The sequence below is a fragment of the Sulfitobacter sp. EhC04 genome (genome assembly GCF_001650875.1).
Lineage (GTDB): Bacteria > Pseudomonadota > Alphaproteobacteria > Rhodobacterales > Rhodobacteraceae > Sulfitobacter.
This window is the reverse complement of sequence record NZ_LXYI01000089.1, coordinates 195326-215828: the sequence shown is the minus strand read 5'-3', so window position 1 is coordinate 215828 and position 20503 is coordinate 195326. Positions and strand designations below refer to the sequence as shown.

The 20503-nt window shown below is 58.6% G+C and carries 21 protein-coding genes; 9 read left to right on the top strand and 12 right to left on the bottom strand.

Annotation, left to right across the window (positions count from 1 at the left end):
* Positions 1-324 precede the first annotated feature (324 nt).
* The gene (locus A8B82_RS22650) at positions 325-1941 is read left to right on the top strand and encodes an FMN-binding glutamate synthase family protein (RefSeq protein WP_067297785.1); all 1617 of its coding nucleotides are present in this window, start codon (positions 325-327) and stop codon (positions 1939-1941) included.
* A gap of 108 nt (positions 1942-2049) precedes the next feature.
* On the opposite strand, the gene gabT is transcribed toward A8B82_RS22650, so the two are convergent.
* Entirely contained in the window at positions 2050-3462 is a 1413-nt protein-coding gene (gene gabT, locus A8B82_RS22645; RefSeq protein WP_082899435.1) for a 4-aminobutyrate--2-oxoglutarate transaminase, read from the bottom strand.
* 193 nt (positions 3463-3655) lie between these two features.
* Between gabT and A8B82_RS22640 the strand changes: the two genes are divergently transcribed.
* Entirely contained in the window at positions 3656-4207 is a 552-nt protein-coding gene (locus A8B82_RS22640) for a cupin domain-containing protein (protein WP_067297783.1), read from the top strand.
* A 75-nt stretch (positions 4208-4282) separates the two neighbouring features.
* On the opposite strand, the gene A8B82_RS24290 is transcribed toward A8B82_RS22640, so the two are convergent.
* The 4 genes from A8B82_RS24290 to A8B82_RS22625 form a co-directional block, all read right to left on the bottom strand.
* A complete protein-coding gene (locus A8B82_RS24290) occupies positions 4283-4420 on the bottom strand; it encodes a hypothetical protein (protein WP_161489500.1) in 138 nt (45 codons plus the stop codon).
* Between the two features lie 108 nt (positions 4421-4528).
* Positions 4529-6247 carry a sensor histidine kinase gene (locus tag A8B82_RS22635; RefSeq protein WP_067297781.1) on the bottom strand — a complete coding sequence of 573 codons (1719 nt, stop codon included), beginning with the start codon at positions 6245-6247 and terminating at the stop codon, positions 4529-4531.
* Between the two features lie 2 nt (positions 6248-6249).
* A complete protein-coding gene (locus A8B82_RS22630; RefSeq protein WP_067297778.1) occupies positions 6250-6807 on the bottom strand; it encodes an RNA polymerase sigma factor in 558 nt (185 codons plus the stop codon).
* Complete coding sequence (locus A8B82_RS22625) at positions 6800-6964, bottom strand: NepR family anti-sigma factor (RefSeq protein ID WP_201120889.1); 165 nt, start codon at positions 6962-6964, stop codon at positions 6800-6802. Before A8B82_RS22625 ends, A8B82_RS22630 begins: the two co-directional genes overlap by 8 nt.
* Before the next feature lie 107 nt (positions 6965-7071).
* Here A8B82_RS22625 and A8B82_RS22620 point away from each other — a divergent pair, with 107 nt between their 5' ends.
* The 3 genes from A8B82_RS22620 to A8B82_RS22610 all read left to right on the top strand — a co-directional run bounded on the left by A8B82_RS22620 (position 7072) and on the right by A8B82_RS22610 (position 8696).
* Positions 7072-7881 carry a response regulator gene (locus A8B82_RS22620; protein WP_067297776.1) on the top strand — a complete coding sequence of 270 codons (810 nt, stop codon included), beginning with the start codon at positions 7072-7074 and terminating at the stop codon, positions 7879-7881.
* 131 nt (positions 7882-8012) lie between these two features.
* Entirely contained in the window at positions 8013-8327 is a 315-nt protein-coding gene (locus tag A8B82_RS22615; protein ID WP_067297773.1) for a DUF883 family protein, read from the top strand.
* Positions 8328-8696, top strand: coding sequence for a phage holin family protein (locus tag A8B82_RS22610; RefSeq protein ID WP_067297770.1), 369 nt, complete (start codon positions 8328-8330; stop codon positions 8694-8696). It begins immediately after the preceding gene.
* On the opposite strand, the gene A8B82_RS22605 is transcribed toward A8B82_RS22610, so the two are convergent.
* Positions 8653-9027, bottom strand: coding sequence for a hypothetical protein (locus A8B82_RS22605; protein ID WP_067297768.1), 375 nt, complete (start codon positions 9025-9027; stop codon positions 8653-8655). The two genes, A8B82_RS22610 and A8B82_RS22605, sit on opposite strands and share 44 nt — an antisense overlap.
* 87 nt (positions 9028-9114) lie before the next feature.
* Between A8B82_RS22605 and A8B82_RS22600 the strand changes: the two genes are divergently transcribed.
* Complete coding sequence (locus A8B82_RS22600) at positions 9115-9843, top strand: Crp/Fnr family transcriptional regulator (protein WP_067297765.1); 729 nt, start codon at positions 9115-9117, stop codon at positions 9841-9843.
* 22 nt (positions 9844-9865) lie between these two features.
* Here A8B82_RS22600 and A8B82_RS22595 read toward each other — a convergent pair whose 3' ends face one another.
* Both A8B82_RS22595 and A8B82_RS22590 read right to left on the bottom strand, forming a co-directional pair.
* Positions 9866-10792 (bottom strand): YihY/virulence factor BrkB family protein, encoded by a 927-nt coding sequence (locus tag A8B82_RS22595; RefSeq protein WP_067297762.1) that lies wholly within the window; start codon positions 10790-10792, stop codon positions 9866-9868.
* 3 nt (positions 10793-10795) lie between these two features.
* On the bottom strand, positions 10796-11641 hold the full coding sequence (locus A8B82_RS22590) for a formate/nitrite transporter family protein (protein ID WP_067297760.1): 846 nt from the start codon (positions 11639-11641) through the stop codon (positions 10796-10798).
* A 134-nt stretch (positions 11642-11775) separates the two neighbouring features.
* On the opposite strand from A8B82_RS22590, the gene A8B82_RS22585 reads away from it, so the two are divergent.
* A complete protein-coding gene (locus A8B82_RS22585; RefSeq protein ID WP_067297755.1) occupies positions 11776-13047 on the top strand; it encodes an aminotransferase class V-fold PLP-dependent enzyme in 1272 nt (423 codons plus the stop codon).
* A gap of 11 nt (positions 13048-13058) precedes the next feature.
* A complete protein-coding gene (locus tag A8B82_RS22580) occupies positions 13059-14336 on the top strand; it encodes an acetylornithine deacetylase/succinyl-diaminopimelate desuccinylase family protein (protein WP_067298149.1) in 1278 nt (425 codons plus the stop codon).
* Here A8B82_RS22580 and A8B82_RS22575 read toward each other — a convergent pair.
* Positions 14333-15589: an Hsp70 family protein gene (locus A8B82_RS22575; protein ID WP_067297753.1), complete on the bottom strand. Its 1257-nt coding sequence runs from the start codon at positions 15587-15589 to the stop codon at positions 14333-14335. The two genes, A8B82_RS22580 and A8B82_RS22575, sit on opposite strands and share 4 nt — an antisense overlap.
* Positions 15590-15723: 134 nt before the next feature.
* Here A8B82_RS22575 and A8B82_RS22570 point away from each other — a divergent pair, with 134 nt between their 5' ends.
* Positions 15724-17202: an ABC transporter substrate-binding protein gene (locus A8B82_RS22570; RefSeq protein WP_067297751.1), complete on the top strand. Its 1479-nt coding sequence runs from the start codon at positions 15724-15726 to the stop codon at positions 17200-17202.
* A 78-nt stretch (positions 17203-17280) separates the two neighbouring features.
* On the opposite strand, the gene A8B82_RS22565 is transcribed toward A8B82_RS22570, so the two are convergent.
* Genes A8B82_RS22565 through ubiE form a run of 3 tightly spaced genes read right to left on the bottom strand, consistent with a single transcriptional unit; the run spans position 17281 to position 20489 of the window.
* The gene (locus tag A8B82_RS22565) at positions 17281-18171 is read right to left on the bottom strand and encodes a cation diffusion facilitator family transporter (RefSeq protein WP_067297748.1); all 891 of its coding nucleotides are present in this window, start codon (positions 18169-18171) and stop codon (positions 17281-17283) included.
* A gap of 41 nt (positions 18172-18212) precedes the next feature.
* Complete coding sequence (gene ubiB, locus A8B82_RS22560) at positions 18213-19745, bottom strand: 2-polyprenylphenol 6-hydroxylase (RefSeq protein ID WP_067297746.1); 1533 nt, start codon at positions 19743-19745, stop codon at positions 18213-18215.
* Positions 19746-20489 carry a bifunctional demethylmenaquinone methyltransferase/2-methoxy-6-polyprenyl-1,4-benzoquinol methylase UbiE gene (gene ubiE / locus A8B82_RS22555; protein ID WP_067298147.1) on the bottom strand — a complete coding sequence of 248 codons (744 nt, stop codon included), beginning with the start codon at positions 20487-20489 and terminating at the stop codon, positions 19746-19748. It abuts the gene before it with no gap.
* Positions 20490-20503: the final 14 nt, after the last annotated feature.

Here is a 20503-nt window from a genome sequence, read left to right as displayed (position 1 = left end):
GCAATTGCCGGGCGCGTGCGTATTGCCATGCTCCGATCCGCGCCCAGGAAAGACGAAAGCACGGATTAGCGGAATCTCATTCCACGTTAGGCACGTTTGAAATTAGGTTCAAGCAGGCATTACGCAGTCGCACTTATTCTATCAAACCACTTGATTAGGTTCACTAATTTCCAGTGACTTGCCTAAAGTGAAGGTCAAAAAATGGCCGGTTTGTCTAGTATATTAAACACACGCCTATGCTTCCACAGACTAGACCTTGCACCAAACTCCAATCCGGTGAAACTGACGTCACCCCGGATCAGCACATGCAGGACGCGCCCATTTATGCCAGATTTTTCGGACTACACCCGCTTTGCCACTTTGGCCTCGGTCGCAATCCTTTCCATCATCAGCCTTGTATTGAGCGCGATCTGGTCGGGTTGGTTCCTCTTGCCATTTCTTGTTTTCACCGGGCTGAGCCTCCTGGGCGTATACGATGTCATTCAGACCAGACATTCGATCTTGCGCAATTACCCGGTCCTGGGACACATGCGTTTTATCTTCGAAGGGATTCGGCCCGAAATTCGCCAATACCTGATCGAATCCGATCAGGATGAAGAGCCGTTCAGCCGGGATGACAGATCACTGGTCTATCAGCGCGCCAAAGGGCAGGAAGATGCCCGGCCGTTCGGCACACGCCAGCGGGTTTACGATGCTGGCTATTCCTGGGTCACCCACTCCATCCAGCCGGTTCACATAGAGGATTTTGATTTCCGGATCACCATCGGTGGAAGCGCCTGCAAACAGCACTACTCCGCGTCGATCTACAACATTTCCGCCATGAGCTTCGGATCGCTCTCTGCCAACGCAATCCAGGCCCTCAACACAGGCGCGAAACTGGGGAATTTCGCTCATGACACGGGCGAAGGCTCTGTCAGCCAATACCACAAGGCAGGCGGCGGTGATCTCATCTATCAGCTTGCGTCGGGCTATTTCGGCAGCCGCGCCCCGGATGGGTCATTTGACCCGGAAAAGTTCCGGGACACCGCATCGCTCGACCAGGTCAAGATGATCGAACTCAAGCTCAGCCAAGGGGCCAAACCGGGTCATGGCGGCATGTTGCCTGCCACCAAGATCACGCCAGAGATAGCCGAGGCGCGGGGCGTGCCGATGGGCAAGGACTGTGTCTCTCCCGCCGCCCATTCCGCGTTTCACACCCCGATCGAGATGATGCAGTTCCTGCAACAGCTGCGGGACCTGTCTGGCGGCAAACCGGTGGGCTTCAAGCTGTGCATCGGGCATCGCCGGGAATTCATGTGCATGGTCAAGGCGATGCTGGAAACCGGGATCGTACCTGATTTCATCGTTGTCGACGGGGCCGAAGGTGGCACCGGTGCCGCGCCCGTCGAATTTTCCAACCACGTCGGCATGCCGATGATCGAAGGGCTGACATTCGTCCATAACACCCTGCGCGGGGCAGGCTTGCGTGATCAGGTCAGGGTCGGCGCGGCGGGCAAGGTCGTATCAGCCTTTGACATCGCGCGCGCACTGGCCCTGGGGGCGGACTGGTGCAATGCCGGGCGCGGTTTCATGTTCGCAATCGGCTGCATCCAGGCGCAGGCCTGCCACACCAATCACTGCCCCGTCGGTGTCGCGACACAGGACAAGACTCGGATGCGCGCGCTTAACGTGGGTCACAAGAGCGAACGCGTTGCCCGGTTTCACCGCAACACCATGGAGGCGCTGGCGGAAATGACCGGTGCCGCTGGCCTGAACCATCCCAGCGCGTTCCTGCCCCGTCACTTGATGTTGCGGCAGGGCGACAAAAGCATGGTCGAAGGCAGCCAGGTCTATGCCTACCTGCCCGAAGGCTATCTGCTGGATGACGACGCGATGGATTATCACGGGGACAAGACGCGCTGGGCCCGTGCACGGGCCGACAGTTTCGCGCCATTTGATTAGAAGGGTCGGAATTTTTGAAAATTCCGGACCGATTTTTTCGAAAAAATCGACACCAAACGCAAAACGCGCGCGGTAATCCGCGCGCGTTTCTGTCTAAGACTGTTTAGGTCAGGCTTCTTCGGAAACCGCCGCCTGAACAGCCGCTTCAAAGATCGACAGACCTTCCTCGACAATCGCATCGGAAGCCGTCAAAGGCACCATCACACGCACCGCGTTGCCATGCATGCCACAGCCCAGCAGCAGCAGACCGCGCTTGAGCGCATGTGCGATGACCCGCTTGGTAAAGTCCGCATCCGGCTTGGCGCTGTCGAAATCTGTAACGAACTCGACGGCAACCATCGCGCCCAGGCCACGGATGTCCCAGAAACGATAGGGTGCAGAGCGCGCACCGATTTCGGAGAACCGCGCCTTCAGGGTTTCACCCATCGCCGTGGAACGTGCCAGCAAGCCCTCTTCCTCGATCGCTTCGATTGCAGCCAGCGCGGCGGCACAGGCAACGGGGTTGCCGCCATAGGTGCCACCCAGGCCGCCGGGTTCCATGGCGTCCATCACATCGGCACGGCCGATCACACCCGCCAGCGGATAGCCGCCTGCCATGGACTTCGCCACAGTGATCAGGTCCGGTACGACGCCGGAATGCTCGATTGCAAACCATGTCCCGGTCCGGCCAAAGCCCGACTGCACCTCGTCCGCGATCAGCAGAATACCATGCTCGTCACAGATATCGCGCAATTGCTGCATCATCTCGAAAGGTACAGGCGTATAGCCACCCTCGCCCAAGACAGGCTCGATGATGATCGCCGCCACGCGGGACGGCTCCGCATCGGTCAGGAACAGGTTCTTCAGGCCGGTGATCGCATCCTCGACGGTGATCCCGTCACGGAGAGAGGGGAAAGGCGCACGGAAGACATCCGCCGGGAAGGGGCCGACGCCCTTCTTGTAGGGGCTGACCTTGCCGGTCATGCCCAGCGTCAGCAGCGTGCGGCCATGGTAACCACCGGTAAAGGCGATCACACCCGGACGCCCGGTGGCCGCGCGCGCGATCTTGACCGCGTTTTCCACGGCTTCCGCACCTGTGGTGACCAGCAGGGTCTTCTTGGGCGCATCGCCGGGGGCAAGTGCGTTCAGCTTCTCCGCCAGTTCGATGTAGGGACCATAGGGCACGACCTGAAAGGACGTGTGGGTATAATGGTCTTCCTGGGCCTTGGCAGCCGCAACCACCTTGGGGTGACGGTGGCCGGTGTTCAACACGCCAATGCCGCCTACAAAATCAATGTAGCGGTTGCCCTCCACATCCCAGAGTTCGGCATTTTCGGCGTATTGCGCATAGATCGGTGCGGCAGAGGCGACGCCCCGTGCCACGGCAGCATTGCGCCGTTCGATCAACTGGGCGTTGGTGACATCCGCGCCCGCAACAGCGGCGGAAACGATATTCTTCACGACAGCCTGCGCGGATGCAGCGGACTTCGTGGTTTTTTTCTGGGCAGCCTTGCGGCGCGGTTTCTTAGCGGTATCGGACATTGAAAAAGCATCCTTTCGATTGAAAACGCGCACAGCCGCGTTTAAAAATTGCTATCCTTCCGTTTAATATAATTGTCAATCACAGATTTGCGGATTAAGGGATTGCCAACGGCATCTGAGCCGGATTTTGCTTGTCGCAGACACCGATTTCCGGTGCTTGCAGAACGCATTGAACAGCCTAAGGGGTGCTGCCTTGGACATCGGGCATAAACTGAAAACCATCCGCAAACAGCGCGGCTTGTCACAACGTGAACTGGCCGCGCGGGCCGGGCTGACCAACGGTACGATCTCCCTGATCGAAATGAACAGAACCAGCCCGTCAGTGGCCTCGTTGAAAAGCCTGCTGGACGCCATCCCGATCAGCATGGCCGAATTCTTCTCGACCCTGGAGAACAGCAATCAGCCCAAGTTCTTCTACGCAGCCGAAGAGTTCACCGAAGTCTCTCCGGCATCGCCTGGCCAGGTCTCACTGCGCCAGTTGGGGAACATCGAGAACCACAGCTTGCAAGTGCTGCATGAAACCTATCCACCCGGCGCGGACACCGGACCGGAATCGCTTTCTCATCAAGGTGAAGAAGCAGGAATTGTGATCCGGGGATCTATCGAGGTGACGGTGGATGGAAACGTCTCAGTCTTGAACGTCGGCGATGGCTATCTTTTCGAAAGCCATCTGCCTCACAGGTTCCGGAATATTGGCACAGTGGTGTGCGAAGTGGTCAGCGCCTGCACCCCTCCCAGCTTCTGAGAAACCTCGGGAAGGGCGACACAGCGTCTTGCTGCGCCGCCCTTCTTCCTTTGATTGGTGGTCTCTCGACCGGCCCTATCTTTGCGAATTGTTGTCGGGATCCTGCTTTGACCCGAAAGAGCGGATGGTGGAGCCACCCGAGGTCATTGCAACGATAACGATCGCCGCCAGGGTTAGTACGGCCAAGCCACCAAGGAACAGATCAGCATTCATCCTGTGTCCTTTCAGTAGCTTCTGTCACCAGATCAACTGAACAACGGCACATTTGGTTCCACGCCTCTCGGACACGGCTGCCGCAAAACCCCGGCCCGGCGTACGCATTCAATAATCATAAACCTGCTTGGCGGTTTTCGGGACGTGAAAGGTGACATTCAACGTGTATGTGCTCTCGGTTTGTTCAACCTCTACCTGACCATTCAACTGGCGGGCAAAGGCGTCGATCAATCGTGACCCCAGCCCGGTGCCTGTTGCTATTGGTGCCTTACCCAACGAATTTGTGACTGTCAGCTTTGCCTCTTCGGGGCTGACCAGCCGCAATGAAGCGTCAAGGCGGGCGTCGAGCGAAGACTGCGGAAGGTATTTCAATGCATTTGTAATGGCCTCTGACGTGAGCAGTGTCAGCGGTGCGGCATCATCGGCATCAATGCTGATCCGCTCGAAATCCTGGGTGACCTTAACATGCCCGCCCGGCCCCAGACCGACTTTCAGCAATTGCCCCATCACCTCGTCCAGCAACACCTTGGCATCGACCCGCACCAGGTTGTCATCCTGGTACAGGTTCTTGTGTACCGTCGCGAGACTCAGGATACGTTCCTGAAGCCGCCTCAACACGAAACGCGCATCCTCGCTCTTGGCCTGCCGGATCTGCATGTTCATGATCGAAGAGATAAGCTGAAGGTTGTTCTTGACCCTATGGTGGACTTCTTTCAGGAGAATGTTCTTTTCCCGCAGGCTGTCTTCCAGCGTCGCTTCGTCGCGCAGGATGGATTCCGCCATCGTCACAAACGCCGTTTCCATCTCTGCCAGTTCCGTGGGAATGGAAGGGGCAAGCGTGTCACGCGGCAACGTCCTGCTTAACGCGAAACGTCGCATTTGACGACCAAGTTTGCGGATGTGCCGGATCGCCAGCCGGTTCAGCGCCCAGAATGCGACGATCAGGCTCGCGGCCCACATCGCGACGGGCAGCAGGGTACTTAGCCGCGTTGACAGGTCCATTTGCAGAAACGGCGTGTCTTCGGGCCAGACACTCATCGCGTAGACGGCATCCGGCACAATCGGCAGCACAGCATAGGCGCGGTTAACGGCCTTGGCGTTTTCGGCAAAGAACACCTTGGTGTCGGCCCCGGCAAATACCGACAACGAAATATTTTCCGGCATTTCAACGCCGGAAACATCCATGCCCCGTTCCGAAGTCAGAATGTCGCCTTTCGCGTTGAAGGTCACCATCGCAAGCGGCGTGAGGGACAGTTCCGGTTCCTCTTCAGACGCGATGACATCTGCAGGGATCGAAATTGCCATGAAGCCGATCAGTTCGTCATTTTCGAACACTGGCACTTGAACCACTGTGATCGGTTTGCGTGACACCGCACCGAATCGCACGGTTGTTGCGGCCCTGATTGGGTTTGCGATGGCAGATTTGAACCAGGACCGTTCCGAAAGATCATAGACGCCACCGGATGACGAACACTCCATCATTCCATCCACCCGAACAAAACCGATAACTTCGTAATTGCGGGTGGCGTTCCGGTACTCACGGAACAACTCGCTGCATTCCAAAGGATTATCGCGGTACAGTCTGACCAGGGCGCTCAGGGCATCCACAGCGCCAAACGCTTCCTGAAGGATGCGCCGCTCGGCCGATGAAGCCTGTTCCGTCACCGCCAGCAGGGACAGTTCCGCGCTTGTCTGGTTTTGTTTGGAAATTTCCCAGGTCTGGACAATTGCGATCAGTCCGATGGGCATCAGGGCGAGCGACAGGAAGAAAAGGACCCTGACCGCCAGCCCTTTCAGGAGGCTTCCGGAAAAGAACCCGGAAGTCATAGCTAGAAACTGGCGACCTTGGAGGCAGAGATAACGGACATCGTGGCATCGTCCGTCATTTCAAGCGACTCGTTTTCGCCATGTTCCATCAGCTCGGCCAGCTGCGCCCTCGCGCGGTTCACCCGGCTCTTGATTGTCCCGACAGCAACACCGCACATCTGGGCTGCTTCCTCATAAGAGAAACCGGACGCACCGATCAACAACAAGGCCTCGCGCTGTTCGACTTTCAGCTTGCCCAGCGCCTTACGAAAGTCATTCATCTGCATGTGACCATCGTGTGCGGGCTTCTCTGCAAGGCTTTCGGTGAACACACCGTCGACATCTGCGACTTCGCGTTTGGATTTTCTGCGAGAAGAATAATAGGTGTTTCTGAGGATGGTAAAGAGCCACGCACGCATGTTCGTTCCCGGTTCGAACTTCTCGATATTTGTCCAGGCTTTCACAAGGGTGTCCTGCACCATATCGTCAGCCAGCGACCCGTTCCGCGTCAGGCTGATTGCAAAAGCACGCATTGCCGGCAGATGCTCCACCAACTCATCGCGAGGGCTCATGTCAGTCATTTTCGGAACCGCGCTCGGACTCTTGCTGCTTCAGTTTACTCAGCAAGTCCTTGAATCGATCCGGGATTCCTTCTTCCAGCGTCTCGTTGAAAACCTTTTTCAAATTTTCGTCGATAACGCTTTCGCGATCCTCATTTTTCGCAGCTTTCACAAACATACCTCTGGTTCTTCAACCTTCATCTTAGATATTTTATACCCACACTGGAACTTAACCAGCGCACGCCGCGTTTGGTTCCAAGAATTATTAAATAAAGGACTGCCGAAATGAGTGATGCCAATGAGCCACGCAACATCAGTGATGAATTGGGAGAAAACATTCCGTACCTGCGCAGATTTTCCCGCGCGATGACCGGCAGCCAGCAAAGCGGTGATATGTTCGCCGCCGCAGCCCTGGAAGCGATTCTGGCAGACCGGTCCGTTCTTGACGGCACCGATGTGAGAACGGGTCTGTTCAAGGTATTGTACGGCATATGGGCCAGCGCAGGCGCGCCGATCGAAGAAGGTGAAAGCGGCGCACGGGCCAAGGCGCAGGTCCGGCTTGCTACGCTGACCAATAATTCACGCGAGGCACTGTTGCTTCACACCATCGAGGGTTTCTCGTTCTCCGCTATCGCGCAGATCATCGGCGTTGAGCAGACAGAAGCGGAAGAACTTGTCGAGATTGCGCGCCGTGAAATGGCGGACAGTGCGACAGGATCGGTGATGATCATCGAGGACGAGGCGATCATCGCAATGGACATCGAAAGCATCGTGGCCGAGATGGGCCACCGGATCACCGGCGTTGCCCGCACCCGGAATGAGGCCGTTGCATTGGGCCGCAAAGATCCTCCTGACCTGATTCTGGCGGACATCCAGCTGGCCGACAATTCATCGGGCATCGACGCGGTGAATGACATCCTGACTGAAATGGGCACCCGCCCGGTGATCTTTATCACCGCCTTCCCTGAACGGTTGCTAACCGGTGACAAGCCTGAACCGGCTTTCCTGATTTCCAAACCCTACACGGTAGAGCAGGTTGTTTCCTCTGTTTCGCAGGCCATGTTCTTTTCCTCGACAGAGACACTTAACGCCTGACCGTCTCGACAGCCGAGAATTTGAAGGGCCCCGCAGAGCATTGCGGGGCTTTCTCATATGCACGGAACAATTGGCCGCGCGCGACGTTGATCCCCCGACAGATGATCAAGAAATCAAACAGGAGTAATGACATGTCGAACGTTACCAAAGCGATCCACAACAAGACTGGCGATGTGACGGTCGAGGACCTTTCCAAACAGTTGCAGGTGTTGAAAGACGACATCGCATCACTGACCTCCACAATCGGAACATACGGTCAGAACAAGGCGACCGAAGTCCGTGACACCGCACAGTTGAAAGCATCGGAATTGAGCGGCGCAGCGCAGGCAAGGGCCAAGGAAACGCAAAAGCAGGCAGAGGATTTCATTCGCACGCAGCCTGCGACTGCAATAGGTATCGCCGCCGGTGCCGGGTTTCTGATCGGCCTGCTGACGGCGCGCCGCTGAATGTTTGATCACCTCGCGCAAAAAGCACAGGTGAAAGCTACCCAGGCCGCGCAAACTGCCGTGCTCGGTCTGGGCGCTTCATTGCTGCTTATCGTTGGCCTTGGCTTTCTGACAGCCGCATTCTGGATTTATCTGGCAACCGTATCGACAGCCCTGACCGCTGCGACGGTGATCGGCGGGATCTATTTCGGAGCGGGTCTGATCACGATCAGCATGATTTCAGCCAGGAACCGGTCCGCCAGGCGAGAGCTGGAAAGGTTGGAACTGGCAAGGCAACACAAGAACGGTGATTTGCAGGGCACTCTGCATCAGATCATTCTGGCATTCATGTCGGGGATGCAGGCTGGTCAGAAAGGCCGTCGCGGATAGCTGCGATCAGTCCATGCGTACTGAAAGGTTTGAACAAGTACACGGTATCGCAACTTCCCGGAAAATCCGCGGGTTTTTCATCCGCGAGGATCACAAGACGACCGGTTGGTGCCATCCTGGAAAGCCAGTCCAGTTCCTGTTCGGAATCCTCGGCCGAAATCGCAAAGGCGACGCAGACCTGCTGCAACCGATCTGAATAGGCCGCAAACCCCTGTTCCAGGCTTTCGAGGGTATCGCATTCCACAACTGGCTTGCCTGGAAATTCAGCGGCAAGAGCCTCGCAGATGTCCGCGCGAACAAAGGGGTCTCGCTCGTAAACAAGGTAATACATGGCAGTCTTACTTCCGGTCTAAAAGCCACGACATACAGCAGAGTGACCACGGCTGCATTAAGCTATGACATATAGAGGTAGTGATAAATGGTAACCAAGTGCAAAAATTGTCCACTCAGACAAAAAGACCTTTTTATCGCTCTTTCCTCGGACGAAGTTGATTTCATGCAGAAATTCAAAGCCGGAGAACTGACCATCGACCCCGGCACCCCGATCCTGATGGAAGGGTCGAATGCGCCCCAACTGTTCACGGTATTGTCGGGCCTGGGCATCCGCGACAAAACGCTGGAAAACGGCGAACGTCAGGTGATTAGTTTCGTTTTCCCCGGAGAATTCATTGGTCTTCAGGCGGGTCTGTTAGGAAAGATGGGACATTCGGTGGAAGCCCGCACGCGCATGCGGCTGTGCGTCTTCGACCGCTCTGAATTCTGGAATTTCTTCCGTTCCCATCCGAGTCGCGCCTTCGACATCACCTGGCTTGCCGCAATCGAGGAGCATTTTCTGGGTGAAACCGTCGCGACCCTGGGCCAGCGCACCGCCACGCAATCTCTGGCCTGGGCGCTGATCAAGGTGTACCAGCGCGGTCTGGCCTTGGGCATGGTCGAAAACAATCAGATGGATTTGCCCTATACCCAACGCGATCTTGCCGATGCTTTGGGTCTATCGCTTGTTCACACCAACAAGACGCTCGCCAAGCTGCGAGAGGCGCAGCTGGTCTCTTGGGGCAACGGGACATTGCACATCATGCAACCTGATGAACTGGCTGAAATTGGAATGACATCCTATAACAACCTCCGACCCAGACCGCTCATGTGATCTGACATCCCAAAGGTTAAATCTATTCGGGAACTTCCACGATTTCATCAGCCACAACCGCGCCGCGCTGCCCCCTGGGCCGGGATGGACCGACGGTTGAATCCACTCTGGTCCTCAGCTCGATCTGGGCATTAAGCGACGCGCCGAACAACACCAGGAAGCTTGAGATCCACAGCCAGATCAGCATTGCGATGACCGCACCGATGGACCCGTATACCTGATTGTAATTGCCGAAATTTGCCACGTAGTAGGAAAAGCCAAAAGACAGTATTGCCCAGGCGACAACTGCAAGAACAGCACCCGCAGACAGCCACGGCAACCGCGCCGCTTTCCGGTTTGGACCGAACCGATAAAGAACACCGACCCCCGCGAAAAGAACGGCGATTGCGATGACCCACCGGATCAGCTCGACCACCCATGTCCCGAATGGACCCAAAGGAAAGAACGCCAGCACAACCGGAGTCACAACAAGGGCGAGCAACGCCACGATCCCGACCAGAACCAGCATGACCGTGAGCATAAGCGCCCGCAAATAATGCCACGCCGTGTTCCGGTTCCGTTGTTTATAGACGTTGTTCAGCCCGACCATCATTGCGCCGACGCCCGCCCGCGCTGACCAGAGGGCAAAGAACAATGACAAAAGACCCGCCCAACCCAGCGTTTCGCTGCTGGCAGTGATCAGTGACGTGACCTGAACATTTATGATTTCATAGACATCATTGGGTAGAAAACCACGCATATCCTCAAGCTGCGGCAGGACAACCGCCGGGTCAGAGATGAGCCCGAGAATGGCGATGACAGCGGCAAGGGCGGGGAACAACGACAGCATCGCAAAGAAGGCGACACCGGCAGAGACAAGGGACAGGTCGTTCTCGGCGACATGGCTCAGGCTCGCCTTGAATGCCTCCCAATACAACCGGGGGCTTCTCGGCAGTTTGAGCGTTGCCATAATCTATCCTTCCTCAACATCGTCGCGAACCTGCCCCCATGCGACAAGGGTGAAGATGATCGTTCCGCCGATGATGTTACCAGCAAGAACCGGCAGGAAAAACCCGAAGATTGCCTGCATGCCAGCCAATTCACCACGCAACAGCAGAACGGCCATTTCGACGGACCCGGCGACGATATGCGTGAAATCACCCGCAGCAATCAGCCATGTGAACGTAAGGATCAGGAAAAAAGCGGCCTCATCCGCCTGCGGCAGCATCCAGACGATGAGTGCAACAATCACCCCTGCCGGAATGGCGCGCCAGAAACTTTCAGAAGCGGCCATCCCCGTGGCATGTTCCGAAAGAACCACGATGGCCGCCATCGTCTCGTCCGGAATGGCCGAGGTAAAGACGAACAGAGACGCCGCCGCAAAGGCCCCGATGACGTTCGCTGTCAGCACAATCGTCCAAAGCCGCGTCATGCAGAACAGCGAATGCGCGGTCCTTTGCTGCATGATCGGCAGAACGGTCGTGATGGTATTTTCGGTGAACAATTGCATCCGGCCCATGATCACGGCCAGAAAGCCAAGCGAATAGCCCAGATTCTCCAGCAGTGGCCGCCATGACACATCAGGCAGATGCGCCCTGAATATCGCCTCGCCCAGTACCGACAGGCTGATGAGCATGCCCGCAGCGATGCCCGACCAGATCAGAGATCTCTTGGTGCGGGCCAGCTCCTCTTCACCATCCCGCCGGATGACCTCATAGATCATCCGGGGCGACAAGGCCGCCGCCTCATGGACCGATTTCTCTTCCGCCGCGTCTTCAAACTCTTTCTCACTGGGGTGATGCCGGATCAGTGGCGCCATCGCGATTATCCTTTAAAACCGATTTCAATGGGAAATAGTGCGGTTCTTCGGGGCTGACAGCGCTTTCGTGCAAATAGCGCGCTTGCACCCTCCGTGCGGAGCTTTCAAAACAATGCTCAGCAAAGGAAGAATCCATGAAACCTCACTCAGACCGTCTTAGCGATGAAATCCGTGAAAGATTTGCACATGTTGACACATGCCCCTTCTCGGGGCCGCGCATCTTCTTCGAGAATGCGGGCGGCGCGCTGACCCTGAAATCCGTGGTGGAGACTTCCGCGAAGTACGCCGCGATCCCGGACAATCAGGGCCGGGACAACCCGGCCTCTGCCGCACTGGTCAAGGTTATTGCCGACGCCAGAACCGACATGGCCGTCTTCTTCAACGCGACGTCGGGCCGCTTTTTTGTCGGGGAATCAGGGACCGAACTGCTGTTCAGGCTGATACGGACCGCGATCATGGGTCACCCGACCCGCGGCGCGGTGATCGGATCAACGGTTGAGCATCCAGCGTCGCGTAGCGCGGCACAACATTGGGCGCAGCAGGCCGGGGTTGAATACCTCAGCGTGCCGCATGACGACGCAACCGGCCAGGTCACGGCATCCGCCTATGCCGATATCCTACGGGATGATGTCAGCGTCGCGACGATCCTGCATACCTCGCCCGTGACCGGCATTGCCAACGATGTGGTCGCGATTGCCAAGGCGATCCGCGCCAGGGCACCGGATGCTTTCATCATCGTGGACGGCATCCAGCACGCCAGCCACGGACAGATCGACATCGCCGCCTATGACATCGACGGCTATGTCGTCTCTCCCTACAAGATGTTCTCCCGGCACGGTTACGGCGTGGCCTGGGCCTCTGACAAGCTGACCGCGCTCGACATCGAAACACTTGCGGGCGGACCTGAGGGAAATTGGGAAATGGGCACCCGCGACACCGGGGCATATGCCACGTTTTCAGATGTTGTGCGCTATCTGGACTGGCTGGGCGGCGAGGTGTCGGACAAGACTGATACCCGCAGCCGGATCGTCGCTGCCGGTGCCAGCATCCATGCCCATGAAAAGGCGCTGACCGATGCCCTGCTGTATGGGCTGGGCAACCTGCCCGGCCTTACCTCGCTGCCGGGAGTCACGATCCTGGGCGGGTCCGACAATGGGGATCGCGAGGGACTTGTCTGTTTTGCGCTTGATCGGCTTCCCGCGGGTCAGATCGTGGCAAACCTTAACGACGACGGAATCCGCACTCACATTCGCCGCGCAGATCACTATTCGGGGAATGTCCTGACCCCGCTTGGCCTCGACGCTGCGGTGCGTGTCTCGCTTTGCCACTATAATACCCTCGCAGAAGTCCGCGCGCTGCTGTTGGCCATGCAAGAGATGACCTTGCCAATCGTCTCTGACCAGTGAACGATGCAGGCATGAACACAACGCTCCGCACTGCCATCTCTGCCAAGCGTGATGACCTCATCGCGCTGACCCAGGACCTGATCCGCATCCCCACCCTGAACCCGCCGGGGCGGGACTATCGTCTGATCTGCGAATACATGGACAAACGTCTGCGCAAACATGGTTTCGAGACCGAGCTGATCCGCGCCACCGGCACCCCCGGCGACAGCGACAAATATCCGCGCTGGAACATCGTCGCCCGGCGCGAGGGCAAGCGCCCCGGCGACTGCATCCACTTCAACAGCCACACGGACGTGGTGGAGGTCGGTGCCGGTTGGACGTTCGATCCCTTTGGCGGGGAGATCGCCGATGGCAAGATCTACGGGCGCGGTGCATGTGACATGAAGGGCGGGCTGGCCGCCTCCATCATCGCGGCTGAGGCGTTTATCGAAACGCACCTGGACTTTGCCGGTGCGATTGAGATTTCGGGCACCGCAGACGAAGAGACCGGCGGCTATGGCGGTGTCGCCTACCTGGCAGAGCAGGGCTATTTCAATCCATCGCGCGTTCAGCACGTCATCATCCCCGAACCGCTGAACAAGGACCGCATCTGCCTGGGCCATCGCGGTGGCTGGTGGGCCGAGATCGAAACAAAGGGCGAGATCGCCCATGGCGCGATGCCGTTTCTGGGCGACTGCGCCGTGCGGCACATGGGCGCTGTCCTGCAAGAGTTCGAGGACAAGCTGTTCCCGGCCATGGCTGCCCGATACACCGACATGCCGGTCGTGCCCGAAGGTGCGCGGCAATCGACGATGAACATCAACTCCATCCACGGCGGAGAGGCCGAGCCGGAAGAAGGCTTCACCGGCCTGCAGGCCCATTGCGTCCCTGACAGCTGCCGCATCGTGATCGACAGGCGATTCCTGATCGAAGAGCCGCTTGACCAGGTCCGGGGTGAGGTCATGGGCCTGCTGGAAGGCCTGCGCGCCACACGCGCCAATTTCGAGTTTGAACTCACCGAACGAAACTCGGTCCTGCCCTCCATGACGGACCGTGATGCGCCGGTGGTCCGCACCGTGGCAGAGGCCATCGAACAGGTTATGGGCAAACCACCCGAATATGTCGCATCGCCCGGCAGCTATGACCAGAAGCACATCGACCGGATCGGCACCCTGAAGAACTGCATCGCCTACGGGCCGGGGGTGCTGGAACTGGCCCACAAACCGGACGAATGGATCGGCATCGACGACATGATCGACAGCGCGATGGTCATGGGCGCCGCGATGGAAAGCCTGCTGCTGAAGGGCTAGCCGTAAAAGGCGGTCGCGGCACCGATGGCCAGCCCATCGACAATCGCGGTCAGCGCCGCACCCCGATGGATGTCGGCATTCGGCAGGCGCGCGCGCAGGGCGTCTTCGACCACCTGCATCAGGCTGGACCCGCCGACAAAGATCACCTTGTCGACCTGGTCCGGCGTAACCCCTGCCGTGACCAGCACCTCCGACGCCGCCGCGCCGATTTCATCCGCAAGCGGGAACAGCCGCGTTGTCATCCAGTCCGCAGGCAGGGGCAATGTGGCACCGGGCTTCAGCATCCCGACCTTGACCACAGGGTCGGTGACCCCCGGTGTGTTCGCCATGATCTTTCCCGCCTCTACGGCAAAGGCAAGATCATGGCCCAGTTCATCCTCCAGCACCTTGACCAGACGGCCCAGCCGCTTGGGATGTACCGCGAACCTCTCCAGCTCCGCCGCCGCCTTGCGGGTATCGGGGCCATAAAGAAACGGGATCTTGGCCCAGGTGGCCAGGTCATTGAAGATGGCGTTCGGCGCAATATGCGTGTCATCGCCAAAAGCATGGCGGATCGGACTGCCCATGCCCAGTTGCGGCATGACGCGCCCGATGCTGAGCGTGCGGTCGAAATCGGTGCCGCCGACGCGCACGCCGTGGCTGGCAAGAATGTCGATCTCTGCCGTGCCTTCCTGCCGGAACAGCGTGAAATCCGACGTGCCGCCGCCGATGTCCACGATCAACGCCAGGTCGCCGGGGGCCAGAACGTCGCGGTTTGCCAGTGCCGCCGCCTCCGGCTCGTTCATGAATTTCACGTCAGCAAAGCCCGCGCGGCGGTAGGCTTCTGTCAGGTCCACCAGCGCCCGCGCATCGCGTCTGGCATCAGCCGAATGAAACCGGACCGGCCGCCCGGAAAGCGCGCGGTCAAACATGGTGCCGGTTGCCACTTCGGCCCTTGATTTCACCTCCGCCAGAAACCGCGCGACGATGTCGACGAAATCCAGCCTCTCTCCCAACAGCATCCTGCTTTCGCGCATCAGCCTTGTGCCCAGCAGGCTTTTCAGCCCGCGCATATAGCGCCCTTCATCCCCCGCAAGCAGGGCCGCGCTCGCCTGTTCGCCAACCACCATCCGGCCCGCTTCGAAATCGAAAAACACCGCCGTCGGCAAGGTCTGCGCATCGGCCTCAAGTGGAATCAAATGCGGTCTGCCGTCTACAAGAATCCCGGCGGCAGAATTCGATGTGCCGAAATCTATACCCAATGTCGCTGACATGCCGTCGCCCGCCCCTGAATCAAAGGTCGCTGACTAGGCGTTTCGTGCATGAATGGCAATTGACCGATATAAGAACGCTGGCAAGAAGTCCGCGATTTGGCTACCTTTCGTCATAACCAATAGGGAGACCACCCATGTTCCACCTTCGCCACTTGCTGCTGGGCGTCAGCACCGCCGCCCTGATGGCAGGCGCGGCTGTTGCCAAGGACGACATCACCGTCGCGCTGCAACTTGAGCCGCCTCACCTTGACCCCACATCGGCCGCTGCCGGGGCAATCGATTCCGTGCTTTATTCCAACGTGTTCGAGGGGCTGACACGCTTCATGTCCGACGGCTCCGTCGTGCCGGGACTGGCGGAAAGCTGGGAAATTTCTGACGACGGGCTGACCTATACCTTCACGCTGCGCCAGGGCGTCACCTTTCACGATGGCACCACGATGGACGCGGAGGATGTGAAATTCAGCCTCGACCGCATCAATGCCGAAGACAGTGCCAATGCGCAAAAGGCGCTTTATTCAGCCATTTCAGAGGTCAATGTGATTGACCCCATGACCGTCGAGGTCAAGCTGAGCGAGCAGAACGGCAGCATGTTGTTCAACCTTGCCTGGGGTGATGCGGTGATCGTGGCACCAGAAAGCATCGACAACATCAAACAGCAGCCGATCGGGACCGGTGCCTTCAAGTTCGACAGCTGGACGCAGGGTGACAAGATCGAGCTGTCGAAGAGCCCCGATTACTGGGGCACGCCCGCGCTACTTGAATCCGCGACGTTCAAGTTCATCTCGGACCCCACCGCCGCCTTTGCCGCGATGATGGCCGAGGATGCGGATGTCTTTGCTGGCTTCCCGGCACCGGAGAACCTGCCGCAGTTCGAGGCCGATCCGCGTTTCCAGGTGATCGTCGGCTCCACCGAGGGTGAGACTATTCTCTCCACCAACAACACCCGCGCGCCCTTCGACAACGTGAAGGTGCGCGAGGCGATGGCCCATGCGATTGACCGGCAAGCGATCATCGACGGCGCGATGTTCGGCCTCGGCACGCCCATCGGCACCCATTTCGCCCCGCATAACCCGGCCTATGTCGATCTGACCTCAATGAGCGATTATGACCCGGAGAAAGCCAAGGCGCTTCTGGCAGAGGCGGGCTTTCCCGACGGGTTCGAAACCACGCTGCATCTGCCGCCCCCGTCCTATGCCCGGCGCGGAGGAGAGATCATCGCGGCGCAGCTGGCCGAAGTGGGCATCAAGGCCGAGATCACCAATGTTGAATGGGCGCAGTGGCTTGAAACAGTCTTCAAGGGCAAGGACTTTGGCCTGACCATCGTCAGCCATACTGAGCCGATGGACATCGGGATCTATGCCAACCCGGACTACTATTTCCAGTACGACAACGCCGATCTGCAAGCGCTGATGACAGAGCTGAACCGTACCACGGACCCCGACAAACGGGCGCAGATGCTGGGTGATGCACAGCGCATGATCTCGGAGGATTACGTCAATGGCTACCTGTTCCAGCTTGCCCTGCCGACAGTGGCCAAGGCCGGCATCGAAGGCCTGTGGGAAAATGCGCCCACACAAGCGACCGATCTGACGGCTGTTCACTGGACCGAATGATCTGACGGTAAAGCTGAAGGCCCCTGCATCTGCGGGGGCCTTTTTCGTACCCCGCACCATGATGCGCACAAATCATCCTCAATCGACGATGAAAATGCCCGTGCTCTTCGACTTGTGCTCGGGTTCGACGTGAATGGTGATCTGCGCTTCGCCCAGTTCGGCCCGCAGCCTGTTCTCCACCCGGTCGCAAATCTCATGCGCCTCAAAAACAGAGGTCTCTCCCGGCACCACGAGATGAAAATCAATAAAGGTGATCGCGCCTGCGTGCCTTGTGCGCAAGTCGTGCGCCTGGGTCGCACCGCCCGCTTCGGTGGCGATGATTTCCCTGATCTGGTCCAGCTCCGTCTCCGGCACCGCCTCGTCCATCAGACCGCTTAGCGATTCCTTGACCACCTTCGAGCCGGACCAGAGGATGTTCAGCGCCACGACCACGGCCATCAAAGGGTCAAGCACCCAAAGGCCGGTGGCAAAGGCCAGCAGTATTCCGAATGCGACGCCGAATGAGGTAAAGACATCGGTGAACAGATGTCTGCCATCCGCGACCAGCGCCGGCGATTTGTACCGACGCCCCCGCGTCACCAGCAGCCATGCCCAGACACCGTTAAGCGCGGTGGCGGCAAGATTGATCACCAGCCCTTCAATCGGCGCATTCAGCGCGCGGGGGGATGCAAAGGCACCAACGGCCTGGTTCAGGATGATCAGGGCGGCGACAATAATCATCACCCCCTCCAGCACCGCGCTGAAGAATTCGGCCTTGTGATGGCCAAAGGGGTGGTTCGAATCCGGAGGCCGCGCTGCGATCCGTATCGCGATCAATGCCGCAATGGCCGTGGCCACGTTCACGGTGCTTTCCAGAGCATCGGAAAACAGCGCGACAGACCCGGTGACCCAATAGGCAACCACCTTGAGCAGCAAGACGACAATGCCGATTGCAATACTGCCTGTGGCCAGTTTCATCGTAGGGCTCATCGCGCGGTCTCTTGTGTCTACATGTCGCAGGGTGCGACGGATCAGGTCAGGGCTTCAACCATAACGAACAGGCCCGCCATTGCGGCCGCCCCGCCCAGCGCGGACAGGACCATCCAGCGTTTGCGCGGCGGGCGCACAATCGTCGTCTCGTTGCTCTGCCGCAAGAGCGCCGCTTCCACCAGCCCCGGCAACCGTGGCCCGAACCGCGCCAGCACCTGCGCCGTGCTGGCAAGATCGCTGAGCAGCGCCCTCGGGCCGATGGATTTGGAAATGTAATTGGTCACAATCGGGCTTGCCACTTCCCAGATGTTGATATGCGGGTTCAACGACCGCGCAACGCCTTCGACCACCACCATTGTCCGTTGCAGCAGGATCAGTTCGGTCCGTGTTTCCATTCCGAACCGCTCCGTCACTTCGAAAAGATAGGTCAGCAAACGCGCCATGGAAATCCGCGTGGCGTCCATGCCAAAGATCGGCTCGCCCACTGCGCGCAGGGCGCGGGCGAATTCGTCAACATCCTTGTCGGCAGGCACATATCCCGCTTCGAAATGGACCTTGGCCACCCGTAAGTAATCGCGCCGGATGAACCCATAAAGGATCTCGGCATAGACGCGGCGGGTATAGGCGTCGATATGCCCCATGATCCCGAAATCATAGGCAATGATGTCACCGTTCGGGGCCACCTTGAGGTTTCCCTGATGCATATCGGCGTGGAAAAAGCCGTCGCGCAGCGCATGGTTCAGGAACAATTGCAGTACCCGGTTGCTCAGCGCCACCCTGTCATGGCCAGCGGCATCAATGGCATCATTGTCGCCCATCGACACACCATCGGCCCATCCCAGGGTCATGACCCGGCGCGCTGAAAGGTTCCACTTGATTGCGGGCAGCTGGAAACCTTCATCATTCTTGGTGTTGGCGGCGAACTCCGACGCGGCGGCGCTTTCCAGCCTCAGGTCCAGCTCACCCCGCACCACGCCATCGAAATGTTCGATCACATCCATCGGACGCAGACGCCGCGAACCGGGAGAGAACATTTCAACCATGCGGGCCGCCAGATAGAAGGCATCCACATCCTTGCGGAAAGCGCGTTCGATATTCGGGCGCAGCACCTTCACCGCAACCTGCTCGCCGGTGCCCGCCAATGTCGCCTTGTGCACCTGCGCAATGGAGGCCGCGGCCACCGGCTCGCTGAACTCTGAAAACAGATCGGTCACCGGCTCGCCCAGTTCACGCTCTACTTCGGCCTTGGCCTCTTCGATGGAAAAGGGCGGCAGCTTGTCTTGCAACACGCGCAACTGCACCGCCAGTTCATCGCCCACCACATCGGGACGGGTGGACAGGACCTGCCCGAACTTGATGTAGGCTGGTCCCAGTGCCGTCAGTGCGCGGGTCGCGGGCGGCATCGACGGATCGCCCTTGTAGCCCAGCCATTTGAACGGCAGGCCCAGCGCACGGGCCACAAACCGCAGGGTCGGGGTCGCCTCGAAGGCATCCAGCACAAGGTTCATCGCACCTGTCCGCTCAAGCGTGGCACCGGTCCGGATCAACCGCCATATGTTATGGGGTCCCCGCACCTACAGCTTCCAGCCGGAATGTAGGGCAGCAATGCCCATGGTCAGGTTCCGATACTTGGCCTGCTCGAATCCCGCCGCGCGGAGCATGTCCAGAAACGTCTCCTGGTCCGGGAAATTGCGGATCGATTCCACCAGGTACTGATAGCTGTCGCGATCATTGGCGATCACCTGCCCCATGCGCGGAATCACGTTGAAACTGTAAAGGTCATAGGCCTTTTGCATCATCGGGTTGGGCAGTTGGCTGAATTCCAGCACCATCAACCGCCCGCCGGGGCGCAGCACGCGGTACGCCTCGTTCAGCGCCTCTTGCGGGCGCGTCACGTTCCGAATGCCAAAGCTGATGGTATAGACGTCAAAGCTGTTGTCATCGAACGGCAGGTTCATCGCATCGCCGACAACCCAGTCCAGACTATCGGCCATCTGCTCCGCCTCGGCGCGCTTGCGACCCTCGACCAGCATCCCTTCGGTCAGGTCGCAGACGGTGGCATGTCCCTGCCCTGCGCGCTTGAGGAATTTGAACGACACATCGCCCGTGCCACCTGCCACGTCCAGCAGCCGCTGGCCCGCACGCGGGGCAAGCCAATCCATCATCGCCTCTTTCCAGACGCGGTGGATGCCCATGCTCATCACATCGTTCATGATGTCATATTTGTTCGCCACATCGGAAAACAGGCTGCGGACCATACCGGCCTTATCATCTTCGCGCACTGTCTGTGCGCCGAAATGCGTGGTCTTGTCTGTCATCATCAACGTCCCGA